Genomic DNA, 17,862 nt, shown 5'->3' on the forward strand with positions numbered 1-17,862 from the left:
ATAAATCGTAAATTGTTGATGCAAAAAAACCTGCCGAAGCAGGTTTTTTTATAAAGTGTTATTTAGAATTTAAAGGTTGTACTTAATTGTACGCGGCGGCCTTCTTGAGTATTGCTATAATGGTTGTAATAGCTATTTGCGACTTTCTCATAATCGTTAAAGTCTTTATCAAAGACATTGTACAGAGCAACACCAATATCCCAGTTTGGCGTGACATTAAAGTTTGAACCGACATGTAATAATGCGTATTCCTTGTAGTCACCAAGGGCATCATAAACCTGTTGATTCGCTGCAGTTAGATTGTCATGGGTTGAGGTGAAACGTGCACGTTCACTTCGATACTCACCACGCGCCCATAAATTCATAAAGTCAGCAGCTTGCCATTTAAGCGACGCATTAACTATGTGTTCTGGTGTGTCATTAAGTACAGGATTGCCTAAACTGCTATCTTTAATTTCAGTTTCAGTCCACGTGTAGTTCAGTCCAAATTTCCAATTATCGGCAAATGCCCAGTTTAAACCAGCTTCAATACCATAGACTTCAGCTTCTTCGGCATTCACAGGGCGAGTCACATTCCATGAGTCTGGTGTGCTACGGTTATAATCCATCACCCATGGCGTTCCAACCGATGCCATGAAAGCTTCACAGTCAGCTTTAGACCAATTAATACCCGAAGTCGTTGTGTTATCAGTATTACAGCTAATTTCCTTGTTACCCGTCATGATTTTATCTTCGATTTGACTAAAGAAAGCCGTAACGTTGAAGTCAAAATTATGATTGGTTGAGAAATATGTACCAAATTCAAAGTTTTTACTGGTTTCAGGTTTTAGATTTGGGTTACCAAAAGTTGGTGTACGGCCCTGACCACTGACATTGACCACACCGTCAGTTAAGCGTTCCAAACGTGGGGCTTTATAACCCTCACTATATCCGCCTTTGAAGGTCCAGTTTTCATGTGCATTCCATACCAAATATGCACGTGGCGTCCAAAAATCACCAAACGTATCGTGGTCGTCATAACGAAGACCAAGTGTTAATGCTAGATTGTCGTTCAGCGACCAAGTATCTTCGGCAAATAGACCCAATTGCTCAAAAGAAACTTCTTTTTTTACACGTAAACCATCACTGATACTGGCTTCCCACCATTGACCGCCTAGAGTAATACGGTGGTCTTCAAAATGTTGAGTGGTAAATTTAGTATCAAAAATCGTATCTTCACTTTCTAACACACGAGGAGTGATGGCTGTTGACATCCCTTGTGCACGTGCAGGAATTAAACGTCCAACCGTTTCTGTTTGAGTATTGATAATACTTGACTCAAGTTTACCAATAGCATTATTCCAAGTATGTGCGAGGATCATTTTCTCACGGTTATATTCTTGAGCATCACCATAACCACCGTTTGCACCAAGCGTCCCTAATTGACCTTTGCTATTGTCATACCATTGTTCAGTTTTTTCATATTCAACTGAAATATCATGGTCGCTGTGCGGTGTCAGTGTTAAGCGAGCACCGATAGTTTCTAGATCTGATTTAGTTGGGCTATTTCCGCCACTAAGTTCAGCACCAGTATCATCGTCATCACTACGTATTAAATCTGATTGATCACGTTCCGCTTTACGTGCACGGATTTGTAAGCCCAATAAATCTTGAATGATTGGCCCTGTTAAAAATGCATCGACAGCGCGTTGGTTACCAAAGTCTGAGTGATTTGGCAGCACTGTCCCTTCTAACGTGACCGAACCTGTCCATTCTGGTGAAACTTTTTTGGTAATGATATTGACTACACCACCAATTGCATCAGAACCATATAAAGTAGAAGCTGGTCCGCGGATGACTTCGATGCGTTGGATAGCCGAAACAGGGGGGATAAAACTATTATTCGACTCACCAAATCCATTAGGGGCAATGTCACCTGTACTATTTTGTCGGCGGCCATCAATTAAAACCAAGGTATATTCGGCGTCCATACCACGAATACGAATATTTAATCCGCCGGTTTTCCCTGCTGTAGGGCTAATATCGACACCTTCTACATCACTTAATGCATCTGCAACGGATGTAATTCGTTTATTTTTTAAGTCTTCAGCCGTAATCACGGTAATTGAAGCAGGAGCATCCTTTACTTTTTGTTCAAAGCCCGCTGCAGAAACAACAATGGTCTCCATCTGTTGAGCTTGAGATTCAGCTGTTTCAGCATGTGTGAAACTCGTAGTAGTTACAATTGCCCCAAATAAAGCAGCGGAAAGAGGGTTGAGATTAAATTTACTCATAAAAGAATACCAAATATGGACAAGATAAATATATGAAAATAAATTAAAAAAATATCATTAAGAATAATAGTGAGAAAGTTTCTCATTTTCAATGGTGAATTAAAAAATAATCAATATTTCTTCGAAAAAAGCTGAAAAATTCTAAAAATAAGAAGGGCATCCATGCCTGAATTTATAGTGTTATAATCCATTTTTGTATATCTTTAATTGTTGTCATATAATGTGGCACTTTTTTTTAAAACTGTTTTAACTAACAAATTATCGAGGAAGCCATGCAAGTAACTTCTGAAGCGGTTTCGGGCGTTGCCCGTCGTTTAAATGTATCTGTACCGACGAGCCGTATTAACGAGCAGTTTGAAGCTCGCTTGAAACGCACTGCCAAAACTGTGAAGATCAACGGCTTCCGTCCAGGTAAAGTACCTGTAAACGTTGTTCGTCGTGAATACGGTGCTGGTATCTATCAAGAAGTTGTAAACGACATCATTCGTGACACAGTATTCGAAGCGATCCAACAAGAAAAAATCAATGCTGTTGGTATGCCAAACATTGAAAAAACTGAAATGAAAGATGATGCTTTAGTTTATGAAGCAACTGTAGAAGTTTATCCAGAAGTTGAAGTTAAGTTCGAAGGTCTAGAAGTTGAACGTAAAACAACTTCAGTTGACGACAAAGACGTTGAGAAGATGATTGAAAATCTTCAAAAACAACGCGCTTCATGGGTTGAAACTAAAGGCATGGCTAAAAAAGACATGCAAGTAACTTTCGACTTTGAAGGTACTGTTGATGGCGAGAAGTTTGAAGGCGGCGCTGCTGAAGACTTTAAACTTGTTCTTGGTTCTGGTCGTATGATCCCTGGCTTCGAAGACGGTATCGTTGGTATGAAGAAAGGCGAAGAGAAAGTTATCGATGTAACTTTCCCTGAAGACTACCAAGCTGAAAACCTTGCTGGTAAAGCTGCTCAATTCAAAATCACTGTTAAGCTTGTTGAAAAACAAAAACTTCCAGAAGTTGATGCTGAATTCTTAAAAATCTTCGGTCTAACTGAAGAAGAAGGCGTTGAAAAACTGAAAGCTGACGTGCGTAAAAACATGGAACGTGAAGTGAAAAACGGTCTTCGTAACCAAGTGAAAGGTGCAACTTTTGATGCGCTTGTAGCTGCAAACGAAGTAGAACTTCCAGAAGCAATGGTTGCTCAAGAAATTGACCGTCAACGTCAACAAATGATCCAACAATTCACTCAACAGTTTGGTGCTCAAGGCGCTAAAGCGTTTGATTCAAGCATGCTTCCAGATGACCTATTCAAAGAGCAAGCTGAAAAATCAGTTAAACTTGGCGTATTAGTCAGCAAAGTATTAGCTGATGCTAAAATTGAAGTTGATGCTGCACGTGTTGATGCTTACATCGAAGACATGGCTTCTTCTTACGAAGATCCTAAAGAAGTAATTGAATACTTCAACAACGATAAACAGCAACGTGCTCAAATCGAAGCTGTTATTCTAGAAGACCAAGTTGTAGATCACATCTTAGCTTCTGCTAAAGTAACTGATACAACTGTGAGCTATGAAGACTTATTGAAAGAGCAACAAGCTCGTCAACAAGGCTAATTTCTAGCTTTCAAAAAAAGGCGCATTAAGCGCCTTTTTTTATCGAAATTTGCCCCCAAATAAGTTGTCCTGATTTCACAATGCTTATGAAAAAAATATCTGTTATTTAATTGGGAATCTTTTGCAATTTCGACAAATATCCCTCATATTGTGAATTATGGGTTGAGTCAGAAAAATTTAGGAATAAATAACGTATGTATGTTCCAACAATTGAAAACGCACTAGTGCCAATGGTGGTAGAACAGTCATCTCGTGGCGAGCGTTCTTTTGATATTTATTCACGCCTTTTGCGTGAACGTGTGATTTTTTTAACCGGTGAAGTTGAAGACAACATGGCAAATTTGATTGTTGCCCAAATGTTGTTCTTAGAAGCAGAAAACCCAGATAAAGATATTCATTTATATATCAACTCACCAGGCGGTTCGGTTACAGCAGGTATGGCGATTTACGATACCATGCAATTTATTAAACCTGATGTTGTGACTTACTGCATGGGGCAAGCAGCATCGATGGGTGCATTCCTGCTTAACGCCGGTGCTAAAGGCAAACGTTACTGTCTTGAAAATGCCCGTGTCATGATTCACCAACCACTCGGTGGTTTCCGTGGTCAGGCATCTGACATTGAAATTCATGCACGTGAAATTCTATTCATCAAAGAACGTTTAAATCGTTTAATGGCAGAGCATAGTGGTCAAGACTACGAAACTGTTGCTCGAGATACTGACCGTGACAACTTTATGACAGCGCAAGCTGCGAAAGAATACGGTCTTGTGGACGAAGTTTTATCTAAACGCCCATAAGTTTTAAAGAATTAATTATTGGAGTGAATATGTCCGAACATCCTCAAGGACAAAAGCATTGTTCATTTTGCGGTAAAATGCAGTCTGAAGTCGGGAAACTGATTGCAGGTGAGGACGCGTACATCTGTAATGAGTGTGTGGACGTATGTCTTGACCTAGTTCAGACCAGTCAGCAAGTTGAATCAAATGACTGGGCAACTCGTCCTTTACCAAAACCGCATGAAATCCGTGCTGCGCTTGACCAATATGTGATTGGGCAAGATGTTGCGAAAAAGACCCTCTCTGTTGCGGTATACAACCACTATAAACGCCTAAAAGTTGGCACCAGTGGTAAAAAACCAGAAGACGGAGTAGAGATTTCGAAAAGTAACATTATGTTGGTTGGACCAACAGGTTCAGGTAAAACGCTGCTTGCTCAGACACTTGCGCGTCTTTTAGATGTGCCATTTGCGATGGCAGATGCAACGACTTTAACTGAAGCCGGTTATGTGGGTGAAGACGTTGAGAACATTGTTCAAAAACTCCTTCAAAAAGCCGATTACGATGTAGAAAAAGCACAAAAAGGCATTATCTATATCGATGAAATCGACAAAATTACCCGCAAGTCTGAAAACCCATCGATTACTCGTGATGTATCGGGTGAGGGTGTTCAGCAAGCGTTATTGAAAATGATCGAAGGTACGGTTGCGTCGATTCCGCCTCAAGGTGGTCGTAAGCATCCGCAGCAAGAATTTATTCAAATTGATACTTCAAACATCCTGTTTATCTGTGGTGGCGCATTCTCTGGTCTAGAGAAAATCGTACAGCAGCGTCAGGAAAAAGGTGGTATTGGCTTTACAGCTGAAGTGCGTAAGAAAGATGAAACTAAAAAACTATCTGACTTATTCCGCCAAGTTGAAGCGACAGATTTGGTTAAATTCGGTCTGATTCCTGAATTTATTGGTCGTTTACCTGTCATTGCTACCTTGGAAGAACTCGACGAAGAAGCATTGATGCAGATTCTGACTGAACCAAAAAATGCATTGACACGTCAGTACCAATATTTATTTGAAATGGAAAATGTTGACCTCGTATTTGAAGACTCAGCATTGCGTGCCGTGGCTAAAAAAGCCCTTGACCGTAATACGGGTGCACGTGGTCTACGTTCGATTTTAGAAAATTCATTGCTTGAAACGATGTATGACCTACCAAGTCGTTCAGATGTGGGTACGGTTGTCGTCAATGAAGCGGTGATTAATGGTGAAGCGGAACCTGAATTTAAATCAGAACGTCAACCAAAGAAAACTGAAGAAGCTGCACCGAAGTCAGATTTAAAAGTTGTGAACTCTAAATCTGCTTAAGCGCTATTCGTCTGAAACGTGTGTAAATCCAAGATTTGCACACGTTTTTTATTTCCAAAAATAAAAGCAGAATGTTAATCTCAGCAGGATGGCGTGGATGCCTGAATGTAAAAAACTGAAAACAAAAGTGTAAAAATAAAAAAAGACGCAGTGAGGGATAATCATGCGTGGAGTTGCAATTCTACTTTTAAGCAGTGTAGCGCTGCTGGGTTGTCATGGAAAATCAGCCGTTGAGCAAACGTCATTGGCTTCAACATTAAAGCCTGTGGATCCTGAAAGTACACCGGGTCATATTGAGCAATATCGATTGGGTATGTTTACCATTGGTGGTTGGGTCAATCAGAAACAAGGCCGACATTTTCAAGAAGTAAAAGCTCAGCATGACCAAGCAGCGATTGTGTATTTATATCGTCCAGACAGTAAGTGGAACCGCCAAGAAATTGTGGCTAGTAGCTTATTTCTGAACAGTGAGCGTATTCCAAGTTTATTGAATAATCATTATTACTGGGTGGAGTTACCGGCGGGGAATTACCGCTTATCATCGAGTCGCCCTTTGGGGGTGAATCATTTTCAAAAGCCTAAATATTTAGACTTTGATGTTGAAGCAGGTCAAACTTACTTCATTAAATATGATGAAGAGAATTTATCCAGTAAAAGAACGGTTTCAGGGCCATTGCTGCTCATGCCTGAAAAAATTGGTCGAAATGAAATCGCATTTACAGAGTTGAAATCCAACAGTTTTAACTTTGTGGCAAAAGATCAAAACACTGGAAAAGTGCGGAAAAGTGCGCAGAAGTTGAAGGCACCTCATTATGATCCTGCGGAAGATGTGCAGTTGACCAAGCCTTTTAAACTGTGGAATCCATTAACTTGGTAATGTAATTAGCCGTTGTTTTTAGTGTGTGAAAGCATTAAATAGCGAATGTCATTCGACAGACAGTCTAAATATTGACAATAAAAAAGCACCCGATGGGGTGCTTTTTTAGATCTTGAATGTGGCGAAATTAGTTCGCAGCAGCATCAACTACTGGGATTTTACCAATTTTTGCTTGCCAGATTTTTGGTGCAGTTGCGTGAACAGAAGTACCATTTACGTCAACAGCTACAGATACAGGCATGTCTTTTACAACAAATTTGTAGATCGCTTCCATACCTAAGTCAGCAAATGCTACAACTTCAGCTTCACGAATCGCTTTCGATACTAAGTACGCAGCACCACCGACAGCCATGAGGTAAGTTGCTTTGTTGTCTTTGATTGCTTCAACAGCAGCAGGACCACGATCCGCTTTACCAATCATACCGAACATACCAGTTGCTTCAAGCACTTGACGTGTGAACTTATCCATACGTGTTGCAGTTGTTGGGCCAGCAGGACCAACGACTTCGTCACCGACTGGATCAACAGGGCCAACGTAGTAAATAAATTTACCTTTTAGGTCAACTGGAAGTTCTTCACCTTTGTTTAACATGTCAACCATACGTTTGTGCGCAGCGTCACGACCCGTATAGATTGTACCGTTAAGAAGTAGTGTGTCACCTGGTTGCCAAGAGTTCATTTCTTCTTGAGTGATGTTATCTAAGTCAACACGTTTAGACGTTGATGAATCCCAAGTTACTGCAGGATAGTCTTCAAGGCTAGGCGCTTGAATATGCGCTACACCTGAACCGTCTAATTGGAAATGTGCATGACGAGTTGCAGCGCAGTTAGGAATCATACCCACTGGTTTACCTGCAGCGTGACATGGGTAGTCTTTGATTTTGATATCAAGAACAGTCGTTAAACCGCCAAGACCTTGAGCACCAATACCTAAAGCATTTACTTTTTCGAAGATTTCGATACGAAGTTCTTCGATTTGGTTTTGTGGGCCACGACGAAGTAATTCGTCCATGTTGATTTCTTCCATCAATGCTTCTTTTGCAAGCATCATGGCTTTTTCAGCAGTACCACCAATACCGATACCGAGCATACCAGGAGGACACCAACCTGCACCCATTGTTGGAACAGTTTTAAGTACCCAATCTACGATAGAGTCAGAAGGGTTAAGCATTGCAAGTTTAGATTTGTTTTCTGAACCGCCACCCTTAGCAGCAACAGTAATATCAACTTTATTACCCGGAACGAGTTTGTAGTGAATTACAGCAGGGGTGTTGTCTTTGGTATTTTTACGACCAAAAGCAGGATCAGCTAATACTGATGCACGAAGAATGTTTGAGTTTTCAAGATAACCTTGACGTACACCTTCGTTAATTGCATCGTCTAGGCTCATGGTTAAATCAAATTTAACGTCTAAGCCCACTTCAAGAAATACGTTCACAATACCCGTATCTTGACAGATAGGACGATGGCCTTCTGCACACATACGAGAGTTAATTAAAATTTGTGCAATCGCGTCTTTTGCGGCTTTGTTTTCTTCACGGTCATACGCACGGCTCATCGCTTGGATGAAGTCCTGTGGGTGATAGTAAGAAATGAACTGAAGCGCATCTTTTACCGATGTGATCAAGTCATCTTGCTTGATAATAGTTGTCATACAAATATCTCTTGAGCGGGCTGATAGCTAGCGGGCTAAATTATAAGACAAAAACACAGTTGTGTGGGTATTTCGCTTAATCTTTGGCCGAAAGTTTAATAGGCTTAAACAGCGCCATGTTTCGCTGTCATCAATATCCTAAAAATGACGTTTTCACTGTCATATTTCATGAAATATTTGTCACATAACTAGAGGAGAAGATTTGTTTTTGTTTCTAAGATTATGAAATTAAATAATATTTATTATTTTTGGATATGTCATATTTGTCATATAACTGTCATAAAACTTTTACATAATGACGTCATCAAAGTTAGAGTGTGAATTATATGGTTACTCCAGTGTTGTCAGTTATTGGTTTTTCTCTATTTATCGCAGCAACTTGGTTCTACGGTCAACAAGAAGATCAAGCCTAAAGCTTTATCTTCTTTTTTTTTGCTTTAAATTTTATAAAAATAATATTCTTCTTCAAATCTTCAAATCTTCAAATCTTCAAATCTTCAAATCTTCAAATCTTCAAATCTTCAAATCTTCAAATCTTCAAATCTTCAAATCTTCAAATCTTTAGTTTCAATGATCAATTTTGTGTAAAAGTGCTTTAAAATTGAGTCTAAACGCGACAACATTTGATTATTTAACATATTGCCAAACATCAGGATCTTCATAATTTTCATCGATATGGTAGCCTTGTACTATAACTTCTTTTTCATCAATTTCTCTTGATTTTTTATTTCTTATCAGCTCATTTGCAAATGCTTGTTCTAACTCTTTTGAGGTCATTTTGTAAGTATCAATATTATTCTCTGAATCATCCATTGAATTTCTTTCATCATAACGAATCGTATTGAAAGCATAACGAACCATATATTGTTCTTTACCATCTTCAGTTTTTTGAGTTTGTTTTATACTCAGATCCAAAAGAATACCATTGGCATATAATCGGTAGCCTATAGTGTTCCCTCCAACTGTATTTATTATCTTTTTCCATTCTTCATAATTAAAGATATAAGTCGGGTCAATGACATCACCTGATTTCATTAGATATCGAATATTATCTTCCTTTGCTATTCGTGCAGAAAAACGATAGAAATAATTTTTCCATTCGGCCTGATTTATACGTCTCATTAAGTCAACATAAGCTTGGTGGGCTTGTTCAGGACGTACAAATTCCTCTTTGTTTAGCCCTGCATTAATATCAAGCCCTTGTATTCCATCCTCATTATTAAACGATGTTCCTAGAACTGAAAATACATGATCTATCACTAAGCTATTCTCACCATTTTCAACTTTAATCTGACCTAAGTTGGGCGGTGTAAAATCTAACTCTTTAAAACCTGCTCCAGATGGATGACTATCGGGATGCCCAAGATTATGTTGAGAAAAATCTTTAAATCCTTGTTTGCCTAAATGTAAACTAAAACGCAGTTGATTCATGACATTATTCTCTGTATTTTTTGCACTAGGTTGACAAGCTGAAAGGAGATAACCCACCATAAAAATAACAATGCAGTAATTAAATTTTTCCATCATTACTATCCTTTCCAACTGTAAAATTAGCTTTGCTATCGCCCCATTTCGCAATAATTTTTAGTTCTTCTTCTAAAAAGTATCTTCCTTTATCACTTTGCATTAAACGATGATATTTTTCTGCTGCTTTATTAATCCATTCCATACGGCTATCATAATTGGCGACTTTAGTGTTTGATAATGGTTCGCTGTATACTGTTTCTGGTACCTTATCAAGTACACCGGCGTGTCGCCCCTGATATTCTCTTTCCATGTTTTTGATATTATAAGAACTCGGCAGAATACTTTTCAATTTTTGGTAGATATTCAAAAGCACTTTTAATTTCTAAAGTGCTTTTAAGTTTTTAATTATGGGTAAACAATTTGACCAAGGAATGTTTATAACTTCTTCTTTAATATGAGTAAATTTGGAAACATCACGTTGAGTTCGGCATTGATTAAAAGAGGATGAAGACATGCTCAAAGCATAATGCCAAGGTGCAATATCCATAAATAGCCATAAGTTACCTTTTGCAAAAGTATGTACAGGATCACGAATTACCCCTAGTGGAATCCATTTATATCCCCATGCAGTTAAACCATGTTTAACAATGGCAGCTAAGATTATTTGAAGCAAATGCACCTAAGCCCATCCAATAGTAACGACCAACTAAATCCTTGTTTCCATGTTTTTCTTTTTCTAGATAAATATTGGCATAAACTGAAGCAATACGTCACGCCCTAGTTTCATATCCAGGCTCTAATTTATGTAAATTTTTCCTTTTATTTTTTAAATTAGATATGTGTATCAGAGTTTTGATTTCTTTTTTTAAGCGAAGAATGAATACATTATTGGTCATGTACCAAATACTCAAAATTCAGCCATAGAATTTAAAAGAAATTTCTACTAATTCTGAGTCTTTTCAACATAATGGCAGTTATACAAAACAAAAAACCACCCAGTCTTTCGAAAGGGTGGTTAAGAACTCGAAACTAAAATTAAGCTTCTTGTTGTTCGGATTGAATCGCCGTTAATGCAATGGTAAACACGATGTCATCGACCAATGCGCCACGAGACAAGTCATTTACAGGCTTGTTTAAACCTTGCAGCATTGGGCCAACACTGACTACATTTGCAGAACGTTGAACTGCTTTATAGGTTGTATTACCTGTATTTAAGTCAGGGAAAATAAACACATTGGCACGACCAGCCACTTTAGAGTCAGGTGCTTTAGAGCGTCCCACACTTTCCACCGATGCAGCATCGTATTGAAGCGGGCCATCAATGAGTAAATCTGGACGGCGTTCTTTTGCAATACGTGTTGCTTCAGCCACTTTCTCGACATCTGCGCCTGCACCAGAAGTACCTGTTGAATACGAAATCATTGCGATACGTGGGTCAATACCAAAAGCTTTCGCTGAATCTGCAGATTGAATCGCAATCTCTGCAAGCTGTTCTGCATTTGGATCTGGATTAATGGCACAGTCACCGTACACATAGACTTCATCTGGTAGCAGCATAAAGAACACAGAAGAAACCAATGAATAATCAGGTGCGGTCTTAATCAATTGGAATGCAGGACGTACAGTATTCGCCGTAGTATGTACTGCGCCTGAGACTAAGCCATCCACCTGATCGAGTGCAAGCATCATGGTGCCTAAAACAACAGTATCTTGTAGCTGTTCACGTGCTTGTAGATCATTGAGTTTGCCTTTACGCAGCTCAACCATTTTAGGCACATAGTTTTCACGAATCAGATCTGGATCAATAATTTCCAAATCATGTGGAAGTTCGATATTACGTGCTTTTGCAACTTCAATCACGGCTTCAGGTTTTGCCAATAAAATACAGTGTGCAATGCCACGTGATTGACAAATGGCAGCCGCCTGAATGGTGCGTGGTTCATCACCTTCAGGTAGAACAATCCGTTTTTTCGCAGCAATGGACTTTTGTACCAATTCATGACGGAATGCAGAAGGGGACAAGCGTGGTTGATATGAACCATTTAATACTTCAGTAATCCATTCAGCATTGATGTGGCTTGAAACAAAGCGAGTCACTTGCTCTGCACGTTCGACGTCATCGACAGGAATTTCATTGCCTAAATTTGAAAGTTGTTGTGCCGTTTCAAACGTGCTTAAAGGCGTATGTAAAATCGGTAAGCCTTGCTTAATCGCGGTTTGGCAGAAATCTAAAACTTGTGGGTTCGGTTGATGATGTTCAGTCAAAACCAAACCGGCAAGTGGAATACCATTGCTACTTGCAAGGCTAGAAGCCAACAACACATCAATACGGTCAGAGGCGCTGATAATCAGTTCGCCTGCCACAAATTTGTGAAGTTCATGTTCAATATTAGATGCAACTAAGCTGCTATGCAGTACGCGGCGATGAGCAGCATCGCCTTGGTTGATCCATTCTGCTTGGATATGCGTCGCCAAGTCAGACATGCGCGGTACGCTGAGCGTATTACTAAATGGAACGAGGCCAATGACAGGTAGCTGTGTAGAACCCATTTGCGGATTACTTTGTTGTAATTCGAGCACAAATTTATTGGTATCACTGATTAAACGCAGATTTGGATCAAGCGTGACAGGAATTTGCGCAGATTCTTCTGGCAAACCACGTGTGCGCATAAATAAAACGCCCGCAGTACGTTCAGATGCCGCACCACCGAATTGGCGTAGAGAACTGTCAATTTTCTCAGCAGTTTTAGTGGCATTTTGAATATCTGCTGTGCTGACAATAATTACTTTAGCATCAAGAGCTTTTGCTAAAGTTGCGTTGAGTTCTGAGGCAAAGTTATCTCGGCTGTTTGGAACCAAGCCTTCAACAATAATCAGATCATGCTTTTTTGCAATTTCACGGTGCAAACGAACCGCTTCTTCGAGCAGTTCATCACTTTCATCATGACTGAGTTGCTTCACGATGGTGGCATGATGAATAGGTTCTACCGTTTCATTATTAAATAAATGACGATAAAGAGCCGTTGTACGGTCTACAGTATCTGCGACATTTTCCTGTGAAAATGGTTTCAGAAAACCTGCTTTGACCCCTTGGCATTCCAAAGCATAAATTAAACCTAAGCATGCAGATGTTAAACCTACACCTTCCCCAGTTGGCACGAGTAAAATTGTTTTCATACGGTGTCTAAATTAAAGCTAAAAATTAATATTGAAGGCGAAGGGGCTGATGTGATTGCTTATGCAATCGCAGCTTCAGCATCAGACTTTTTTGTAACAGACGCTGTCACCTCGTCTACAACATGCTCAGTTTCTTTGGCAATACGGCCTTCTTCATCGGTTGGAACAACCCAAATTTGTGGGCCAGTACCGTGGTCAATACGACCTTCAGTACCGCGTTTTAAGTTGTCATTTAATTCTTTACTCAGGTTGAAACCAAAGTGCGGTAAGTATGAAACTGTTTTTTCACGAATGTAGGCAGAATTTTCACCAATACCACCAGTAAAGAATAAACCGTCAATACGTGGTAGACCACAGCTGAGGCCTGCTAAAGATTTTGCTAAACGGTAACAGAATACTTCAATGGCAAGTGCGGCATCTTCGTTGCCTTGTTCCGATGCTTCGATCAATGTACGCATGTCATTTGAAAGATCAGACAAACCGAGTAGGCCTGATTGGCTGTTCAGCATCTTGTCGATTTTGTAGATATCCCAACCTAAGTTGCTCGCAAGGAAGCTGTGAATACTTGGGTCAACATCACCACTACGTGTGCCCATGACCACACCTTCAAGTGGAGTCAGACCCATTGACGTATCTACAGATTGACCATTCCAAATCGCACAAGTCGAGCTACCATTGCCTAAGTGAGCAGTTAACCAACCACCTTGTTTAAAGCTACCTGCCAACATTGAGCCACGCTCAGATACGTAGGCATGGCTAGTACCGTGGAAGCCATAACGACGCACGTTATGCTGTGTGTACAAGAATTTTGGTAATGCATAACGGTATGCATGAGACGGCATGGTTTGGTGGAATGCTGTATCAAATACGGCTACTTGCGGAAGTTCAGGGAACAAGCGCATGGTTGCTTCGATCCCTACCAAGTGAGCCGGGTTATGCAATGGAGCAAGTGGAGTTGCTTCACGAATACGTTCAATAATTTCTGGTGTTAAGAGCTCAGCTTTGGTTAATGTACCGCCGTGAACAACGCGGTGACCAATCGCTTGAGGATTATGGTGAGCCAAACGCTCTAAAATAGTTTCAAGGGCTTTTTCATGGTCAGCATGTGGAATAGACAGCTCAAGCGCATCACCACCTGTAGTGACCCCTTTAATACGTGCATCAGCAGAACCTAGGTTCTCGGCTAGACCAAAAATACGATCTTCACGGCGCTCAGAAACTAACGCATATTTGATAGAAGAAGATCCGCAGTTAATTACTAATACTGATGTAGACACGTTTAAATACCCGAATTCTAATTGAAATACTTATCCATAATATTGATCTGATTGCAGTTGTATTGATTGATACAATTTAGATCTGTGATGATGTTTTATCATGGGTTTTTTTATCGTCCTAGATAGACTTTAGGAGATTAGACTTAAGCACTATCGACCCTGAGCACAATAATAATTAAAATTTATCAGTTCATAGTTTTCATTTATTAATAAAATAGTCCTCAAAATTTATACGATTTAAGGGATATACATAGAACATAACATGCGTTCGCTGCGCTGTAATCCTCAAATTGTTGCAAAAAAGCAGGTAAATTTAACTTTTCTCATTCTTCTTAAGTATTTAATTGTCAAAAAATCTGTTTTCGATTCTATATCCTGTGTGTTTGCAGGCTTATATTTCAATATGTGAACCCTGGGTCTAATTTTTTAAATCGCCATAAAAAAGCTGCACCTTTACTCAGAAAAGCACAGCTTTCATTATCTTATTTAGTGTTATTGACGAATTTGACCATCACCAAACACAATCCATTTTTGAGAAGTCAGACCTTCTAGGCCGACTGGTCCGCGTGCATGGATTTTATCGGTTGAAATGCCGATCTCAGCACCAAGACCATATTCAAAACCATCTGCAAAACGCGTCGAGGCATTGATCATCACTGAACTCGAATCTACACGCGCCAAGAACTGACGAGCCAGACTAAAGTTTTCGGTAATGATCGAGTCGGTATGGTGTGAGCCATATTTGTTGATGTGCTCAATCGCTTCATCTAAGCCAGTAACGACTTTCACTGCCAAAATCGGGCCTAAGTATTCGGTATACCAATCTTCTTCAGTTGCAGGAACAATCGATTCACCCAAAATGCGCTGCGTTTCAGCACAGCCACGAAGTTCAACTTTTTTCTCCGCATAAAGTTCAGCAATGCGTGGTAAAAACTCTTCAGCGACATTTTCATCGACAAGTAAGGTTTCCATGGCATTACATACGCCATAACGGTGTGTTTTGGCATTGAGCGCAATAGGTAATGCTTTTTGCAAATTAGCCTGAGCTTCCACAAAAACATGGCAGTTACCATCAAGATGTTTGATGACCGGCACACGTGCTTCATTGGTAATACGCTCAATTAAGCCTTTACCACCACGAGGTACGATCACATCGACATATTCAGGCATAGTAATTAATTGGCCAACCGCAGCACGGTCTGGGGTATTAAGCACTTGAACGGCATGCTCAGGTACACCTGCAGCAGTTAAGCCATGTTGAATCGCTGCTGCAATTGCTTGGTTAGATTCCAAAGCTTCAGAACCACCACGTAAAATAATCGCGTTACCTGATTTAAGCGCTAAAGATGCGGCTTCAAGCGTTACATTGGGGCGAGATTCGTAAATCATGCCGACAACACCTAGCGGCACGCGCATTTTGCCCAGCTGAATACCTGTCGGACGAAAGGCCATATCGGTAATTTCGCCAATCGGGTCAGTGAGTGCGATTACATCTTTTAGACCTTGGAGCATGCCTTTAAAGCGTGTGGGGGTAAGTTCTAAGCGATCAAGTAGAGCACTATCCAAGTTGTTGTTATGCGCTTTGGTCATATCCACTTGGTTAGCTGCCAAAATTGCAGTTTCACTGTTTTGTAAAGCAGTATAAATTGCTGATAAGGCATTATTTTTAGTCTGGGTAGAAGCCCCTGCGAGCACACGTGATGCTGTGCGTGCTTGCTGTCCTACCGTTTGCATGTATTGTTCAATAGACTCTTGCATAGCGGTTTGATCACTTAGAAATTTCAACTCGATATTAACAGCCTGTGACTGAACAATGAAGCACTTAAGTGCATATTCGACTGTACTTGCTGACCAGAATTAACATTTTGAAATTGTTTTTAGAACAAAAGTAGATAAGCGGCGGGGATATCAGTTGCTTGTAAAATGAACCTCTGTATAGAATGAAACAATAGCGACATTGAAGTCGTACAAATAACGATTAAAGAGCAGGACGCTAAGTCGAGCAGAGTCTCTAAATGAATTCCTGACAATAAAAATAAGGCAGGAATGGAGGAAAGGAATATGAATTCCATTATCCAAATGGATCCCACCGTACAGGAAAGTACGCATTACAGTTTTTTCGATCTATATGACAAGCAAAGCTTTAAACAGCCTGCCAGAACGACATGGATTGATGGCTGGAAGGTCGAATATATGGCCATTGCACAACCTGAAACGATTCATCGCACCCCGATTGTTATTATTGGTGGGGCATTTCAAAACTTTAATTCCTACAAATATTGTGTCGAACAATTATTTGCGGCAGGCCCAATTATTTTAATTGATTTACCCTCCATGGGCTCAAACCAGCAAATTACCAATGTCGATACTTCGGTGTCGGCAGGGACTTTAGAGTTGGGTGATCTGGCGCAGATGTTGGGCGTTTGGTTGGATATCGTCGGGCTAGAAAAAGTATCCGTGATGGGGATGTCACTAGGTTCAGTGGTGGCAGCAGGTCTGGCCGATCAACGTCCTGAATTGATTGATCGCATGATTTTAATGGGCGTGATGCAAAAAACGCGCAAGAGCTGGCGCATGTTGCTTGAAGAATCCTTGCACTTAATGAAAGAACAGCGCATGGATGAATTTGGTCAAGCGGTGATTTTGTATTTGGTCAATCATGCCAAACTGGATGTGACGCGGATGTCACCGACAGCGAAGCGTTTGTTCTTTAGACAAATGGCTGAATTCACCAATACCGAACAAGAGCGTTATGACATTAACTGTAATCGTTTGCTGCGTTTGCAAGACGTGCCGATTCCACAGTGTGATGTATTGGTGTCATGCGGGCAGTACGACAGTTTTACTTTGCCACATGAAAATGCGGGCTTTGCATTGCAATGTCCGAATATGCAATTTGCTATGATTGCCAATGCGGATCATTTACCGCAGTTGCAACGCCGTAAGGAAACCATGAATTTGTTTGCAACTTATCTACGCGGTGAGTCTATTCAGCAGTTGGAAGGGATCATTCCAATGAGCCGTGAGCAAATGCAAAATATTGAACGCCGTGGCGAAGCGCGTGTAAGTGTACAACAGCCATTCACGCATTTATCTCATCGCCATTCAGACCTTGTGGTTGATACTCAAATTATGGATTTAAATTATTTTGGTGTGTTGTTGAATGTGCAGGCTGAAATGTTGGACTCCATGCACGCATATCCACGAGATTTGGCTTTACATCTAGAAGACGAAGAAGGTGAGTTTAAAATTGAATGTCTCATCTTTGACGTTGTGGATACACAGGTTCGCGCTTTGTTTAAGCATGGTAGTTTTGAGTTGGCAGAGCGCTTATTACGCTTTGTACAACGCCAAAAAGAAGATGTATTGTTATTAGAAGCCGTCAGTTAAAAC

General features: G+C 40.2%; 11 protein-coding genes and 1 pseudogene. 5 read left to right on the forward strand and 7 right to left on the reverse strand.

The window, feature by feature from the left end:
• Positions 1 to 62 precede the first annotated feature (62 nt).
• The gene (locus FTU77_RS09450) at positions 63 to 2,273 is read right to left on the reverse strand and encodes a TonB-dependent receptor domain-containing protein (protein ID WP_180055645.1); all 2,211 of its coding nucleotides are present in this window, start codon (positions 2,271 to 2,273) and stop codon (positions 63 to 65) included.
• Between the two features lie 272 nt (positions 2,274 to 2,545).
• On the opposite strand from FTU77_RS09450, the gene tig reads away from it, so the two are divergent.
• The 4 genes from tig (at position 2,546) to FTU77_RS09470 (ending at position 6,894) form a co-directional block, all read left to right on the forward strand.
• On the forward strand, positions 2,546 to 3,877 hold the full coding sequence (gene tig, locus FTU77_RS09455) for a trigger factor (protein WP_078192708.1): 1,332 nt from the start codon (positions 2,546 to 2,548) through the stop codon (positions 3,875 to 3,877).
• A 194-nt stretch (positions 3,878 to 4,071) separates the two neighbouring features.
• Entirely contained in the window at positions 4,072 to 4,677 is a 606-nt protein-coding gene (clpP, locus tag FTU77_RS09460; RefSeq protein WP_078192707.1) for an ATP-dependent Clp endopeptidase proteolytic subunit ClpP, read from the forward strand.
• A gap of 29 nt (positions 4,678 to 4,706) precedes the next feature.
• The gene (gene clpX, locus FTU77_RS09465) at positions 4,707 to 6,017 is read left to right on the forward strand and encodes an ATP-dependent protease ATP-binding subunit ClpX (RefSeq protein ID WP_180055646.1); all 1,311 of its coding nucleotides are present in this window, start codon (positions 4,707 to 4,709) and stop codon (positions 6,015 to 6,017) included.
• Between the two features lie 163 nt (positions 6,018 to 6,180).
• Entirely contained in the window at positions 6,181 to 6,894 is a 714-nt protein-coding gene (locus FTU77_RS09470; protein ID WP_180055647.1) for a DUF2846 domain-containing protein, read from the forward strand.
• Between the two features lie 127 nt (positions 6,895 to 7,021).
• Here FTU77_RS09470 and FTU77_RS09475 read toward each other — a convergent pair whose 3' ends face one another.
• From FTU77_RS09475 to FTU77_RS09500, 6 genes and pseudogenes are all read right to left on the reverse strand, one after another.
• On the reverse strand, positions 7,022 to 8,548 hold the full coding sequence (locus FTU77_RS09475) for a fumarate hydratase (RefSeq protein WP_078189659.1): 1,527 nt from the start codon (positions 8,546 to 8,548) through the stop codon (positions 7,022 to 7,024).
• Positions 8,549 to 9,175: 627 nt separating this feature from the next.
• On the reverse strand, positions 9,176 to 10,075 hold the full coding sequence (locus FTU77_RS09480) for a hypothetical protein (RefSeq protein WP_180055648.1): 900 nt from the start codon (positions 10,073 to 10,075) through the stop codon (positions 9,176 to 9,178).
• A pseudogene (locus FTU77_RS16100) lies at positions 10,059 to 10,911 on the reverse strand (DUF2515 family protein). The gene FTU77_RS09480 and the pseudogene FTU77_RS16100 overlap by 17 nt, the downstream one beginning before the upstream one ends.
• Positions 10,912 to 11,050: 139 nt before the next feature.
• A complete protein-coding gene (gene pta, locus FTU77_RS09490) occupies positions 11,051 to 13,192 on the reverse strand; it encodes a phosphate acetyltransferase (protein ID WP_180055649.1) in 2,142 nt (713 codons plus the stop codon).
• A 59-nt stretch (positions 13,193 to 13,251) separates the two neighbouring features.
• On the reverse strand, positions 13,252 to 14,469 hold the full coding sequence (locus FTU77_RS09495) for an acetate/propionate family kinase (protein WP_078192700.1): 1,218 nt from the start codon (positions 14,467 to 14,469) through the stop codon (positions 13,252 to 13,254).
• Positions 14,470 to 14,961: 492 nt separating this feature from the next.
• A complete protein-coding gene (locus FTU77_RS09500) occupies positions 14,962 to 16,227 on the reverse strand; it encodes a glutamate-5-semialdehyde dehydrogenase (protein WP_168378406.1) in 1,266 nt (421 codons plus the stop codon).
• A 303-nt stretch (positions 16,228 to 16,530) separates the two neighbouring features.
• Between FTU77_RS09500 and FTU77_RS09505 the strand changes: the two genes are divergently transcribed.
• The gene (locus tag FTU77_RS09505; protein ID WP_180055650.1) at positions 16,531 to 17,859 is read left to right on the forward strand and encodes an alpha/beta fold hydrolase; all 1,329 of its coding nucleotides are present in this window, start codon (positions 16,531 to 16,533) and stop codon (positions 17,857 to 17,859) included.
• Positions 17,860 to 17,862: the final 3 nt, after the last annotated feature.

The sequence above is a fragment of the Acinetobacter sp. YH12142 genome, from assembly GCF_013418435.1.
Classification (GTDB): domain Bacteria; phylum Pseudomonadota; class Gammaproteobacteria; order Pseudomonadales; family Moraxellaceae; genus Acinetobacter; species Acinetobacter amyesii.

Coding starts and splice junctions, on each gene's coding strand:
- FTU77_RS09480 (WP_180055648.1), bottom strand. CDS start 10,075: ATGATGGAAAAATTTAATTACTGCATTGTTATTTTTATGGTGGGTTAT.
- tig (WP_078192708.1), top strand. CDS start 2,546: ATGCAAGTAACTTCTGAAGCGGTTTCGGGCGTTGCCCGTCGTTTAAAT.
- FTU77_RS09475 (WP_078189659.1), bottom strand. CDS start 8,548: ATGACAACTATTATCAAGCAAGATGACTTGATCACATCGGTAAAAGAT.
- FTU77_RS09500 (WP_168378406.1), bottom strand. CDS start 16,227: ATGCAAGAGTCTATTGAACAATACATGCAAACGGTAGGACAGCAAGCA.
- pta (WP_180055649.1), bottom strand. CDS start 13,192: ATGAAAACAATTTTACTCGTGCCAACTGGGGAAGGTGTAGGTTTAACA.
- FTU77_RS09470 (WP_180055647.1), top strand. CDS start 6,181: ATGCGTGGAGTTGCAATTCTACTTTTAAGCAGTGTAGCGCTGCTGGGT.
- clpX (WP_180055646.1), top strand. CDS start 4,707: ATGTCCGAACATCCTCAAGGACAAAAGCATTGTTCATTTTGCGGTAAA.
- FTU77_RS09505 (WP_180055650.1), top strand. CDS start 16,531: ATGAATTCCATTATCCAAATGGATCCCACCGTACAGGAAAGTACGCAT.
- clpP (WP_078192707.1), top strand. CDS start 4,072: ATGTATGTTCCAACAATTGAAAACGCACTAGTGCCAATGGTGGTAGAA.
- FTU77_RS09450 (WP_180055645.1), bottom strand. CDS start 2,273: ATGAGTAAATTTAATCTCAACCCTCTTTCCGCTGCTTTATTTGGGGCA.